Here is a 12,747-nt window from a genome sequence, read left to right on the forward strand (position 1 = left end):
CGGCATCCTTTCATGGAGCGCAGGGCTATCGCATGTGGTTTGCACGATGCGGCGGCACCGGCGCTCGGCTCCCTCTCCCGCTTGCGGGGGAGGGCTGGGGATGGGGTGTCTCCGCGTCGGGATTGCCTGGGATTGCGGAGGACGTCCCTGCGTGGTGAGAGCCCTCACCCGCCGCGCTCGGGACGATGCTTCGCATCGCCCGGGGCGCGTCGGCCTCTCCCGCAAGCGGGAGAGGCGAAGCAAGCCCGCGGACAATCCTCGTGAAATCCACATGCGATTGCTCTGCATGGAGCGGGAGGTCAGGGGGATCGGGAGCGCGCCGGAGAGGGTCAGCCCGTGCTGCTCGCCTCCTCCGTCGGGTAGACGCCGCGCAGCACTTCCTCGAAATGGTTCTTCACCGCCTCGTTGCAGAGGCAGGCGCGCAGGCGCAGGCGGTCGCGGTCGCGGACCAGGATCGAGCCGCGCCGCGTGTCGAGGATGCCGTCGGCCCTGAACGACTGGAGCACGCGGCTCGCATAGCTGCGCCCCACCCCGAGCAGCGTCGCAAGCTGCTCATGCGTCAGCGGCACGCTGCTCTCGTCGCCGGTGCGCTCCATCGCCGCCAGGATCCATTTCGCCGTGCGCTGCTCGATCGAGTGGATGGCGTTGCAGGCGGTGGACTGGAAGATCTGCGCTAGCATGCAATCGGCGTAGCGGGCGAAGATGTTGCGCAGCGTGGGCGAGCGCAGCTTGGCCGCCTCCAATTTGCCGACATGGATGCGCGCAAACGGCCCGCCGAATTTCACGCAGATGCGGGTGTAGGCCGGCAGAAATCCCTCGCTGACGATGCCGCCGACCGCGCCTTCGCGGCCGACCAGGATGGTCTCGACGTCGCGGCCGTCTTCGTTGGGAACGAGAAAGGTCGCAAGCGACGGCCCGCACGGAAAGTGCACGACCTGGACATCGTCGCCGGGACTGTAGAGCAGCTCGTTGGCCGCGGCATCGTCAACGATGACGTGTGGCGCGAGCAGCGCATAGTCGGCCGGACTCAAGCGTCGCAGCAGATTGTTGGCCGGCCGGCTGCCGACCTCCGTCGCCTTCCCGATACGCGCGTCCATCGTAAATCCCTGCTCTCCTTTCAGCACGAGCGAGTCTCGATCGCTGGCCGTGTGCACAAGTGGACAGACGTCAAAACTGTTCGGTGGTGAGTTTCGTTCCGGGAACCCTCCGATGCGCTGGGCGCAGGCGTCGGAATGCGGCTGTCCTTGATCGGTAAGAACATGCAGCCCTCGATAGCCAGGATCATGATACCTGCTTCCCCGGACGGTTCGTCCGACGTCCCCGCCGATGTCCTGATCGTCGAGGACGATCCGATCATCGCGATCGACTTCGAGGACCGCCTGCTCGGATTTGGCGTGACGAGCGTGCGCACCGTGGGTTCGGTGGCGCAGGCGCTGGCCGCGATCGCGGCGCGCGCGCCCGACTTCGCGCTGCTCGACGTCGAGCTCAGCCGCGAGAACAGCTTTGCCGTCGCCGAGCGGCTGGCGGCCCTGAAGATTCCCTTCGTCTTCGTCACCGGCTATGGCGCCGAGACACGGATCGCTTCGGATTTCGTCAACCGGCCGCGTTTGCAAAAGCCGTGCTCGAGCGATGCGCTCGAGGCCGCGCTACGGTCGCGCGGCTCATGACGCTCCGCTCTGGCTGAAGCGACTCAAGCGAGCTTCGGATCCAGCGTCGTCGACCACAGCGCGACGTCGGTGCGGTCGCGCAGGGTCACCGTCATCTGGCCGGAGGCGCCGTCGATCTTGACGTGACCGAAGAACTGCATGCCGGCCGACGGCGGCAGGTTCTGGCTGTCCTTGCCCGGCGCCTTGACGAAGCGCACCTCCGGCCCAAACGTGTTGTCGAGCGCGTTCGGACCGAAGGTGCCTGCGTGCAGCGGGCCGGAGACGAATTCCCAGAACGGCTCGAAATCCTGGAATTGCGCCTTGTTCGGGTCGTAGTAATGCGCGGCGGCGTAATGCACGTCCGCGGTCAGCCACACCGTGTTGCTGATCGGCGCCGTCTTGATGAAGCGCAGGATGTCGGCGATCTCGAACTCGCGGCCACGCACCGGGCCGTCGCCCTGAGCGATCGCTTCCGATCCGCCCTTCGGCGTGTCCGAGACGACGAGGCTGAGCGGCATGTCGGAGGCGATCACCTTCCAGGTCGCACGCGAGTTGAGGAGGCCGCGCTTGAGCCAGGCGATCTGGTCCGGGCCGAGGAAATAGCTGGCGGGGCCGTATGCGGTTTCGAGATTGGCGCCGTTGGGGCCGCGATAGCTGCGCTCGTCGAGCACGAACACGTCGAGATGCGGGCCGTAGGAGATCTGCCGATAGACGCGGCCCGGCTCATTGATGCTCTCGCGCATCGGATACATCTCGTGGAAGGCGCGGCCCGCGCGCGCTGCGAGCAGCGCGATGTCGCGCACCTTGTAGGTCGCCGGGAGCTCCTTTGACAGCGACCAGTTGTTGGTCACCTCGTGGTCATCCCATTGCACGAAGATCGGCACTTCGGCATTGAAGGCGCGGAGGTTCGCGTCGGTGAAATTGTATTTGTGCGCGGCGCGGTACTCGTCCAGCGTCTCGGCCACCTTGGCCTTCTCGGGGATGGTGACGTTCTTCCAGGTCTTGCCGTCGGCGAGCTTCACCTCGGATTCAATCGGGCCGTCGGCATAGATCGTATCGCCCGAGTGCAGGAAGAAATCCGGACGATGCTTGCGCATCGCGGAGAAGGTGAACATGCCGCCGTCATCGGGATTGATGCCCCAGCCTTGACCTGCGACGTCGCCGCCCCAGACGAAGCTGACGTCGCGGCGGTCGGCCGGCGCGGTGCGGAAGCGGCCCACCACCGGCTCGCCCTCGATCGCGCCGTGCGAGAGATCGCGGAAGCGGACGCGATAGAAGATGTCCTGCCCGCCCGGAAGATTTTCGATCAGCATCTTCGCGGTGAAATCGCTTTCGGGCAGCGCCGCGATCGGTGGCAGCGCGCGCACGTCCTTGAAGGACTCCGTCGTCGCCACCTCGACCAGCATCTGCGATGGACGATCGGCGCGCGCCCAGACCACGCCGCCGTCGACGGTGACGTCGCCCGACTGCACGCCATGGGTGACCGCCGGCCGGTCGGCCGCGCGCGACAGATAGGGCATTGCGATTGCGCCAAGCGCACCGGTGCTGGTGGCGAGGAAACGGCGGCGGGAGAATTTGATGTTCATGGTGGATTCGCTGGTTGTCTTAGGCGCATCTGGCGCTGTCATTCCGGGACGGTCCGAAGGACCGGACCCGGAATCTCGAGATTCCGGATTCGCGCTTCGCGCGCTCCGGAATGACGGTAAAGTCTATATTGAGACAATGTGACGCAGCGATTACGCGCGCAACCGTTTACGCGTTGCCGGCGGCCCGGAATTGCGCGCCGGCGCGCGGCGGGTTTTGCGGCATGCTGAACAGCACGGCCTTGCGGTCGGCAATCGCGGCGTGGAACTGGTCGAGCACGATGTTGAACGCGGTGAGCGCACCTTCCTCGATCGCCCCGTGGTCGTAGCAGTGCAGCGTGTCACGCAGGATCTCGTCGGCCTCGGTCTGCATCTGGTCGAGCTCGTCCATGGTCTCGCTCTTGCGCGCCGCCGCGATCATGTCGAGGAGGCGATCGCGCAGATGGCTGTTGTTGTCGCGCTCGTCCTTCTTCAGATAGCCCGCAAACCACGCGCCGATCGAACCCATGGCGGAGAGCGCCATCAGGGTCCACCAGATGTAATCGCTGTATCTGTCGAGGAAGGTCTTTTCCTCGCCGTCGACGAAGGCCGCGGCACCGGGATGCACGGGGATCACGGCATCCTTGTCGGTGTCGGGCGTTTCGATCTTGGCGGCGAGCGGGAATTCCGTCACCAGTTGCTGGCGCACGGCGAAGAGCTGGCGCGTGAACGCCGCGATGGTGGTTTCGGACACGCCTTTGCGCGCCACGATGTGGTGCGCGAAGCTGATGGTCTTGACCTCGTCCTCCGGTCGGTCAGGCGAGCCGCCATAGGTGCCGGCGGGAATCTCCGCCGCTTCATAGACCGGATGATTCTGCGCGATCGCATCCGCCGAATCGATCGCGAGGAAAGTCGGCGCGCCGAAATCCTTGGTGGAGGCGGCGATCGCATCCGACGTGATCTTGCTGTTGACGGGGCCGGCCGCGAGATAGGCATCGGCCTTCTGGGCCTTGATTGCCTCGGCGGCCTCATTGGCCGGGAATTGTATGATCTCGACCTTGGCGGGATCGACGCCGTATTGCTGGAGGATCACCTTGAGCAGGTTGACGTTGGCCTGCGTGCGGCCGACCACGCCGACGCGATGGCCGGCGAGCTGCGCGATCTTGGTGATCTTGGCGCCCTTCTTCTTGCCCTTGCCGGGGACGGACCACAGCACCACGACGTTCTTGCGCAGGGTCGCGACCGCTTGCGCGTTCTTCGGCACGTCGACATCGCCGCGTACGATGGCAAGATCGACCTTGCCCTCCGCAAGCGCTTCGGCGCTGGCCGTGGCGCCGTCGGTCTGGATCGGACGTAGCCGCACATAGCTCTTGTTTTGCGAGAAGGCCTGCGTCAGCGCCTGCACGACCTTGATGTCGTCGCTATTGGGGGGACCGACCGCGATCTTCAGCGCCACCGGCCGCATCGCGAAATAATAGCCGCCGGCAAGCGCGCCGACGATTGCGAGCACCAGCGCCAGAGACACGAGCGCCGTCTTCCGCGCCGCTGATCGCGGCGAAGGCGGAGAGGGCGTTTCGGCCAGGTCCAATCCCCCGGTCATCGATCTCCCGAACAGGCGCTTGAGGCTCAGTTTCATCTTCGCCGGCGATTTACGCCCGCAATTGTAGCAAATTTCTTGTCCGGCGGGGTTACATCTCCGTCATGGTTAGCGGATGGGGCATATCCCGCGTGAACCCGGGCGTAAGCACGGTGTTAGGGTAAAGTTCCCCTGAAGCACGGAGACGATCATGGCAGAACGGCTGACGACGGAGGCGCGCAAGCAGGCGCTGGGCGGAATCCCTGACTGGACCGAGGTTTCGGGCCGCGACGCCATCGGGAAAACCTTTGTCTTCAAGGATTTCAACGAAGCCTTCGGCTTCATGACCCGTGCAGCGCTGGTTGCCGAGAAGATGGATCATCACCCCGAATGGCGCAATGTCTACAAGACCGTGGAGGTGGTGCTGTCGACCCATGACGCCGGCGGCGTCACAGCGCTCGACATCGAGCTCGCCAGGGCGATGAACGCCATCGCCAAGCTTACACCGGGCTGACGTCTTGCAGCGACCGGCTGCATCCCCATCTTGTGATTGTGATCAGCAGGGGATGCGGCGATCCGCCGCTCCGGGCTGAACGGGGAGTTTTGGAGCATGGCTGCCGAACACAGCGTCGGCTTCGAGCCGGCCGATCGGCTCGCGGAAGATCGTGAAAGCGTTCGCCGCCGCTTCTGGCGCAAGCTGAAGCGCGTCGCCGCGCATCTGCCGTTCGCCGAAGACCTGCTCGCCGCCTACTACTGCGCGTTCGACCGGCAGACGCCGCGCCATGTCCAGGCGTCGCTGCTGGGGGCGATCGCCTATTTCATCCTGCCGTTCGATTTCGTCCCCGACGTGATGCCGATCCTCGGCTTCACCGACGACGCCGCCGTGCTCGCCACCGCCATCCGCATGGTCGCCAGCCACATCACGACGGAGCACCGCGAAGCCGCCCGCGCCGCGCTGAAGCGGGGCGTGGACGAGGTGGAGGCAGGAGAGTAGTTGCTGGCAACGCCTCGTCGCCACATCCTCCGTGTCGTCCTGGCTTTCGCCAGGACGACGCCGAGGGAGCTACTTCTTCTCCGCCTGCGCCCGCGCCTTCTCCGCATCCCACGCCTGGAATTGCTTGAACAAGGTCTCCTTGTCCGCGTCGGACACCTGTGCGGCCGCGGGGCTCTGCTTCAGGAACGCCTCGAAGCGCTGGCGCGTCACCGGCTCGACGCCGTGCTTGTCGAGCCATTGCTGCGCCACCGGCAGCCTGCTCCAGCCTGACAGGGGCGCGGCGAGCGAGACCTCCTTCCACTTGGGATGGAAGGGTGGGTTCTGGAGCGAGGGGAATTTCGTGAAGAACGCGTCCACGAACAGTGCGAGCTTGCGATAACGCTCGGTGTTGGGCGCCCAGTTGTAGGCCGCGAGCACCGCAGGCACGGCGATCGTGTCCACGCTCTCGCCCTCCTTGATCAGGTTCGGATAGTCCTTCGCGGTCAGCGTCGCCGGCAGATAGTCGCTCTGGAGCGGCTTTGCATAGTCGACCTTCGCGAGATGGAAGCGGCCGTCATTGCCGAAGGTCGAGACCGATTTGTACGGCTTGCCGCCGACCACGATCACGGCGTCGATCTCGCCGGCCTTCAGCTTTTCCATCGCGATGCGCTGCTCGACATAGACGAAGTTCGCCTTGATCCCGAGCCGTTCGAACACGGTGAGCGCGGTGACGAAGGTGCCGCCATTGGGCAGGTCGACGCTGACCTTCTTGCCCTCGAGGTCCTTCAGCGTTGCGATCGACCGCGGCGCGATCACCTGCATCTCTTCATTGTAGAGCTTGGTGACATACGTGAACTGCTTCTTGATGTCCTTGGCAAAGCCCTTGCGCTCGAGATAGTCGAGCGTGTCGGCCCGCACGACGCCGGGATCGACGCCTTGCAGGAACAGAATGTCGGCGACACTCTGCACCGAGCCGCGGCCGACGATCGGCAGCACGCGGATCTTGTTGCCGTCGTCGAGCACGGAGGCGAGGTCGGCGCCGAACTGCACATAGGTGCCGCCGATCGTGCCTGTTATCAGCGTGACGGTGTTGGCGTTGAGCGCCTGTTTGGTCGAGGTCGAGCCGAACTGGAAGATGGCCTTCAGACTGTCCGAGACCTTGGCCGGATCGTATTCGGTCTGATCGGCGCGCGCTGCGAAGGCACAGATGGTCATGATGGCGGCAAGCGCCATTCCCAAAACGTTACGCATGATGTCCCCTGAAGAGTTCTAGTTCGAGAGCTGGGTGAGCCGCCGTCGTGCCTCCGCCGATCCGAGGCTGGCGGCCCGCTGGTACCAGTCGCGTGCGGCGCCGGCGTCGGCGGTGATGCTCCGCGTGTCCTTGGTGCCCAGGACGGCTGGATCGTAGGTCTGCGCCAGCAGGAAAGCCGCCGTCGCATCCTGCGCATTCGCCGCGCGCTCGAGCAGCAGACGCGCCGCGGCGATGTCGCCGATGGTCATCAGGCTCTTGGCGCGCGCCATCAAGCCGGCCAACGTGTCGGCGTCGAGGCTCTTGGCTGGCGGCGGTGGCGCGGGCTGTGCGGCGACTTGTGTCGGTACGGGCGCGGGTGCCTGAGCCTGTAGCGCGCTCTGATAGGCGGTTGCGATCGCCTCGCGGCTCGGCGTCGCCGGTGCGGCAATATCCTGTGCGTCTCCGCTCGCCAGCATCGTGTTGGTCACACGCGCGGCATCCTTGACCGGACCCTGCCGTGCGGCGGGCGGATTGGCGGGAGCCGCGGCCTCGTTCGCGGCCGCGCCGATCCACGACGCGCCGTTGACGGTGAGCAGCCGGTTGATGTCGGACCAAAACAGCGCAATCGGGACCGCGATGACCGACGCGGCCAGGACGGCAGCGAGAATGCGCCGGACGATTCTGGTCCTGGTGCGCACGGCCAATGGCGCGAATTCCCGTGGATCCGGCGCGCTGAGCGGATCGGACAAGAACAGTGGCATAGGATCGTGCGATGAAGGATCGGTCCGTTCAGCGCGCGCACGAATGTAGGATGCGGTGGACGTATGTGATGCCGCTTGTTCGGAGTCGAGCGTTCTCGACCCCCAGGACGGACGGAATGCCGTCGTCTCCATGGTGATGCTTCCCCCAATACTGACACAACGCGGGGCAGTGCCGGTTTTAGTTTTCTTGTTTTTGTCCAGGAGCGCCCTGCAGACTGGAACCGGTAAATCGCAATTTGAATCAGCCCAAAAAGCGACAACGGTTGGGGCGAATCGGGAAAAATTTGGGTTTGATTCGGGCGGCGCGGCGGAGTGCACCGCAATTTTGGCGATGGTGGTTGCGAAGGCGCTACCGTGCGGCGGCATCGGCGCTGGGCTCCCTCTCCCGCTTGCGGGGGAGGGCTTGGGTTGGGGTGTCTCCGCGGCGGGATTGCCAGGGAATACGGAGGATGTCCCTGTGTGGCGAGAGCCCTCACCCGCCGCGCTCGGGACGATGCTTCGCATCGCCCGGGGCGCGTCGGCCTCTCCCGCAAGCGGGAGAGGCGAAGCAAGCCCGCGGACAATCCTCGTGAAATTCACATGCGATGACAGGTGTGTGCGTAGCGGCGGCGTCGCGCCGTCGCCTGCACCGTCACGGATGCAAGATCACCTTGCCCATGGCCTGGCGTCCCGCGAGCACCTTCAGCGCGTCCGCGGTCTGTGCCAGCGGGAAGGTGCGATCGACGTGCGATGAGATCTTGCCTTCCGCGGTCCACTTCACGAGCTTCTCGAGATTGGCGCGGTTCTTGGCGGGATTGAGCCGGGTCCAGGCGCCCCAGAACACGCCGCGGATGTCGCAGCCTTTCAGCAGCGCGAGGTTCAGCGGCATCTTCGGAATGTCGCCGGCGGCAAAGCCGATCACGAGGAAGCGGCCTTCCCAGGCGATCGAGCGCAGCGCCTGCTCGGCATAGGCGCCGCCAACCGGATCGAAGATGATGTCGACGCCCTTGCCGCCGGTGAGCTTGCGCAGGCCTTCCTTCAAATCTTCCTTGCCGTAGTTCAGCGTGAGCTCGGCACCATGGGCTTTCGCGAATTCGAGCTTCTCGTCCGACGAGGCGCAGGCGATCACCTTCAGGCCCATCAGCTTGCCGAGCTCGCAGGCGGCGAGGCCCGTGCCGCCGGCCGCGCCGAGCACCGCGAGCGTCTCACCAGGCTTGGGGCTGGCGCGATCTTCCAGCGCATGCAGCGCGGTGCCGTAGATGATGATGATGCCGGCCGCGCGGTCATAGTCGAGATTGTCAGGGATCTTCACGATCGACGCCGCCGGCAGCGCGATCTTCTCGCGCGCGCCGTTGTGGCCGCAGGAGGCGACCACGCGATCGCCGACCTTCAGGTCGGTCACGCCGGGGCCGATGCTCTCGATTACGCCCGCGACTTCGGCGGCCGGCGAGAACGGGAACGGCGGCTTGATCTGGTACTTGCCCTGGATCATCAGGATGTCGAAGAAGTTCAGCGCCGCCGCCTTGATCGCGATCACGGCCTCGCCGGGAGCTGCCACCGGATCCGGCACCTCGGCGAGCACGAGATCGTCGGGCTGGCAATATTGCGTGCAGAGAATGGCTTTCATGGCGACACCTTCTTGAGAAGCGAAGTCTTGGGCGTTTCGAGGTGGAATTATAGTTGGCCCGTTTCTGCCGGATTTAGCGCGGCCCTACAATCCGGATTCTTTGTCTAAGGGAGCGCGCAGGCCTATCCTTGCGTCATTGCGAGCGCAGCGAAGCAATCCAGAATCCGTCCTGCGGAAATAGTCTGGATTGCTTCGCTGCGCTCGCAATGACGGAACAAGAAGGAGATGAAGGATTCAAACGATGTTTGAAACGGGTCTGCTCAGAGGCAAGCGCATTCTCGTCACCGGTGGCGGCTCGGGCCTCGGCGCCGCGATGGGGCGACGTTTCCTCGCGCTCGGCGCCGAGCTCGTGATCTGCGGCCGCAAGTTCGATCGGCTTGAAACGACTGCAGCCGAGATGCGCGCGCAGAGCGGCGGCAAGGTCACCACGATCGCCTGCGATATCCGCGACGGCGCCGCCGTCGAGAGCATGATGGACGCGATCTGGCGCGAGGCGCCGCTCGACATTCTCGTCAACAATGCCGCGGCGACCTTCATTGCCCAGAGCGAGCATCTGTCCTTCCGCGCCGCGGATGCGATCCTGGCGCCGACGCTGCATGGCGCGATGTATTGCACGCTCGCCGCCGGCAAACGCTGGATCGACGGCAGGCATGCCGGCGTCGTGCTCTCGATCCTCTCGACCTCGACCATCACCGGCCGCGCCTTCACCGTGCCGTCGGCGATGGCGAAGTCGGCGCTGCTGGCGATGACCAAAAGCCTTGCAGTGGAGTGGGGTCCGAAGGGCATCCGTACCGTCGCGATCGCGCCAGGTCCGTTCCCGACCGCCGGCGCATCGGGGCAGCTCCGCCTCGAAGGCCGCGACGACGGCTGGACCGCGCGCAACCCGCTCGGCCGGACCGGGGACCACAGCGAGCTTGCCGATCTCGCCAGCTTCCTGGTCTCCGATCGCGCCGGCTACATCAACGGCGAGATGGTGGTGATTGACGGCGGCGCGCATCTGCGCAGTTCCGGCGCCGAAGACCTGCTTGGCTGGACCGACGCGCAATGGGCCGACCAGCGTGCCGCGCGATCCCGGGGTTAGCTGTTGCCAACCCGCTAACTGCCTTCCCAAATTGAACTTTCCCGGTTATCCCTGCCGCGGGGACAAAGCGCGGCCGGGCCATCTTCCAGTCACAATATTGAGGGAACCACTCCAGCATGTGGCGGGTGCTATTTTTGGCTTTGACGGCCGGCGTGACGGCGTGGGGAATCACTGATTCCGCGCGGGCTCAGACGGCGCAACCGGCGCCCAAGTCCGCACCCAAAGAGGCCGCACCGAAAGCGGCTGCGCCGGCGGCCAATACGACCGCAAAGACGGCAGCGAAGCCCGAGAGCAAGCCGGCGGGCCCGGCTGCGGCGGTTGCGGGCGGCGCGGAGCCGACCCTGATCGGCCAGTTCGGCACCTGGGGCGCCTATTCGGCCACGCCCAACGGCAAGAAGGTCTGCTTTGCGCTGGCCAAACCGTCGTCGTCGAAGACCAATCCGCCGAACCGGCCGCGTGATCCCGCCTATGCCTTCGTCTCGACCCGGCCTGCCGAGAAGGTGAACAACGAAGTCTCTGTCATGATCGGCTACGCGTTGAAGCCGGGATCGGAATCGTCTGTCGAGGTCGGCGGCGCCGCTTTCGCCATGTACACGCAGGGCGACGGCCTCTGGATCAAGAACGCGGCCGAGGAGGAGCGGATGGTCGAAGCCATGCGCAAATCCGCCGATCTCGTGGTCAAAGGCATCTCGGCCAAGGGGACGGAGACGACCGACACGTTTTCGCTGAAGGGCCTCGCCCAGGCGCTCGACAAGATCGCCCAGGACTGCCGACGGTAAGACTGCCGACGGTAAGATTGCGGGCGTCAAGGCTGCAAGCGGTATCACGGTCGCAATCGGCCGTTCCGGTTGCTATATAGGGGCGGTTCCAAGTTTTTCCGTCATTCCGGGGCGCGCGAAGCGCGAACCCGGAATCTCGAGGTTCCGGGTCTGGTCCTTCGGACCATCCCGGAACGACCAAGCCATTAGGTCCATTCCATGCAACCGACGACCGAGCCGCACAACGCAATATTGGTGGAGAAGACTCCGCTCGAAACCTATGTGCCGCCGGCCAAGCCGTCGCTCATCGGCCTGTCGCGCAACGAGCTTGCCGATCGCCTCGGCGAGATCGGCGTCGCGCCTGCGCAGCGCAAGATGCGCGTGCAGCAGCTGCGGCACTGGATGTATTTCCGTGGCGCCCAGAATTTCGACGAGATGACCTCGGTCTCGAAGGGCATTCGCGCCGAGCTCGCGCAGCATTTCACCGTCGACCGGCCCGAAGTCGTGGCCGAGCAGATCTCCAATGACGGCACCCGCAAATGGCTGCTGCGGCTGCCGAGCGGCGACAATGTCGAGAAGGCGCATGAAGTCGAGTGCGTCTACATCCCCGAGACCGATCGCGGCACGCTCTGCGTCTCCTCGCAGGTCGGCTGCACCCTGAATTGCTCGTTCTGCCACACCGGCACGCAGCGCCTGGTGCGCAACCTCACCGCCGGCGAGATCGTGGGACAGGTGATGGTCGCACGCGATCGCCTCAACGACTGGGCCGATCGCGAGGACGGTACGCGCCGCGTCACCAACATCGTGATGATGGGCATGGGCGAGCCGCTCTACAATTTCGATGCGGTGCGCGATGCGCTGCTCATCGTCGGCGACAACGAAGGCATCGGCATCTCCCGCCGCCGCATCACGCTGTCGACTTCGGGCGTTGTGCCGAACATCGTGCGCGCGGGCGAGGAGATCGGCGTGATGCTCGCGATCTCGCTGCACGCGGTGCGCGACGAGCTGCGCAACGAGCTGGTGCCGCTCAACCGCAAATATCCGATCAAGGAGCTGCTTCAGGCCTGCCGCGACTATCCCGGCGCCTCGAACGCCCGCCGCATCACCTTCGAATATGTGATGCTCAAGGGCGTCAACGATTCGCTTGACGATGCAAAGCTGCTGGTGAAGCTGCTGAAGGGCATTCACGCCAAGATCAACCTGATCCCGTTCAATCCCTGGCCCGGCACCGCCTATGAATGCTCGGACTGGGACCAGATCGAGAAATTCTCCGAATACATCTTCAACGCCGGCTATTCCTCGCCGGTGCGAACCCCGCGCGGCCGCGACATCCTCGCCGCCTGCGGCCAGCTCAAGTCGGAAACCGAAAAGCTCTCGGCCCGCGAACGCCAGACGCTGCGCGCCATGGCGATGACGGATTGAGGATGCGTGCCTCGTGCACTCTCGTCATGCCTGGGCTTGATCCGACCATCTGCGTTTATGAGCCGTCATTCCGGGGCGCGCGTAGCGCGAACCCGGAATCTCGAGATTCCGGATTCGGTGCTGCGCACCGC

The 12,747-nt window shown here is 65.1% G+C and carries 12 protein-coding genes; 6 read left to right on the top strand and 6 right to left on the bottom strand.

The genetic code is table 11. The annotated features are described in order from the left end of the window. Window positions 1-329 precede the first annotated feature (329 nt). Window positions 330-1,097: a Crp/Fnr family transcriptional regulator gene (locus ACFLEY_RS00855; RefSeq protein WP_051000234.1), complete on the bottom strand. Its 768-nt coding sequence runs from the start codon at window positions 1,095-1,097 to the stop codon at window positions 330-332. 186 nt (window positions 1,098-1,283) lie between these two features. Here ACFLEY_RS00855 and ACFLEY_RS00860 point away from each other — a divergent pair, with 186 nt between their 5' ends. Then, complete coding sequence (locus ACFLEY_RS00860; RefSeq protein WP_171901168.1) at window positions 1,284-1,667, top strand: response regulator; 384 nt, start codon at window positions 1,284-1,286, stop codon at window positions 1,665-1,667. A gap of 23 nt (window positions 1,668-1,690) precedes the next feature. On the opposite strand, the gene ACFLEY_RS00865 is transcribed toward ACFLEY_RS00860, so the two are convergent. Beyond that, the gene (locus tag ACFLEY_RS00865; RefSeq protein WP_211433938.1) at window positions 1,691-3,232 is read right to left on the bottom strand and encodes an alkaline phosphatase; all 1,542 of its coding nucleotides are present in this window, start codon (window positions 3,230-3,232) and stop codon (window positions 1,691-1,693) included. Between the two features lie 166 nt (window positions 3,233-3,398). Continuing rightward, a complete protein-coding gene (locus tag ACFLEY_RS00870) occupies window positions 3,399-4,844 on the bottom strand; it encodes a TAXI family TRAP transporter solute-binding subunit (RefSeq protein WP_060909678.1) in 1,446 nt (481 codons plus the stop codon). A gap of 151 nt (window positions 4,845-4,995) precedes the next feature. Here ACFLEY_RS00870 and ACFLEY_RS00875 point away from each other — a divergent pair, with 151 nt between their 5' ends. Beyond that, a complete protein-coding gene (locus ACFLEY_RS00875; RefSeq protein ID WP_011083363.1) occupies window positions 4,996-5,298 on the top strand; it encodes a 4a-hydroxytetrahydrobiopterin dehydratase in 303 nt (100 codons plus the stop codon). Window positions 5,299-5,394: 96 nt separating this feature from the next. Beyond that, window positions 5,395-5,778 (top strand): YkvA family protein, encoded by a 384-nt coding sequence (locus ACFLEY_RS00880; protein ID WP_028174925.1) that lies wholly within the window; start codon window positions 5,395-5,397, stop codon window positions 5,776-5,778. A 69-nt stretch (window positions 5,779-5,847) separates the two neighbouring features. Here ACFLEY_RS00880 and ACFLEY_RS00885 read toward each other — a convergent pair whose 3' ends face one another. From ACFLEY_RS00885 to ACFLEY_RS00895, 3 genes are all read right to left on the bottom strand, one after another. Continuing rightward, entirely contained in the window at window positions 5,848-7,008 is a 1,161-nt protein-coding gene (locus tag ACFLEY_RS00885) for a TAXI family TRAP transporter solute-binding subunit (RefSeq protein ID WP_211433939.1), read from the bottom strand. An 18-nt stretch (window positions 7,009-7,026) separates the two neighbouring features. Continuing rightward, a complete protein-coding gene (locus ACFLEY_RS00890; protein WP_249163142.1) occupies window positions 7,027-7,749 on the bottom strand; it encodes a hypothetical protein in 723 nt (240 codons plus the stop codon). A 631-nt stretch (window positions 7,750-8,380) separates the two neighbouring features. Next, window positions 8,381-9,355, bottom strand: a complete 975-nt coding sequence (locus tag ACFLEY_RS00895; protein WP_396604474.1) for an NADPH:quinone oxidoreductase family protein — start codon at window positions 9,353-9,355, stop codon at window positions 8,381-8,383. 241 nt (window positions 9,356-9,596) lie between these two features. On the opposite strand from ACFLEY_RS00895, the gene ACFLEY_RS00900 reads away from it, so the two are divergent. The 3 genes from ACFLEY_RS00900 to rlmN all read left to right on the top strand — a co-directional run bounded on the left by ACFLEY_RS00900 (window position 9,597) and on the right by rlmN (window position 12,616). Continuing rightward, complete coding sequence (locus ACFLEY_RS00900; RefSeq protein ID WP_060909679.1) at window positions 9,597-10,436, top strand: SDR family oxidoreductase; 840 nt, start codon at window positions 9,597-9,599, stop codon at window positions 10,434-10,436. A 116-nt stretch (window positions 10,437-10,552) separates the two neighbouring features. After that, window positions 10,553-11,215 carry an invasion associated locus B family protein gene (locus ACFLEY_RS00905; protein WP_011083357.1) on the top strand — a complete coding sequence of 221 codons (663 nt, stop codon included), beginning with the start codon at window positions 10,553-10,555 and terminating at the stop codon, window positions 11,213-11,215. Between the two features lie 198 nt (window positions 11,216-11,413). Beyond that, window positions 11,414-12,616: a 23S rRNA (adenine(2503)-C(2))-methyltransferase RlmN gene (gene rlmN / locus ACFLEY_RS00910; RefSeq protein ID WP_060909680.1), complete on the top strand. Its 1,203-nt coding sequence runs from the start codon at window positions 11,414-11,416 to the stop codon at window positions 12,614-12,616. The last annotated feature ends 131 nt before the right edge of the window (window positions 12,617-12,747 follow it).

This window comes from Bradyrhizobium sp. YCK136, assembly GCF_044570075.1.
Lineage (GTDB): Bacteria > Pseudomonadota > Alphaproteobacteria > Rhizobiales > Xanthobacteraceae > Bradyrhizobium > Bradyrhizobium diazoefficiens.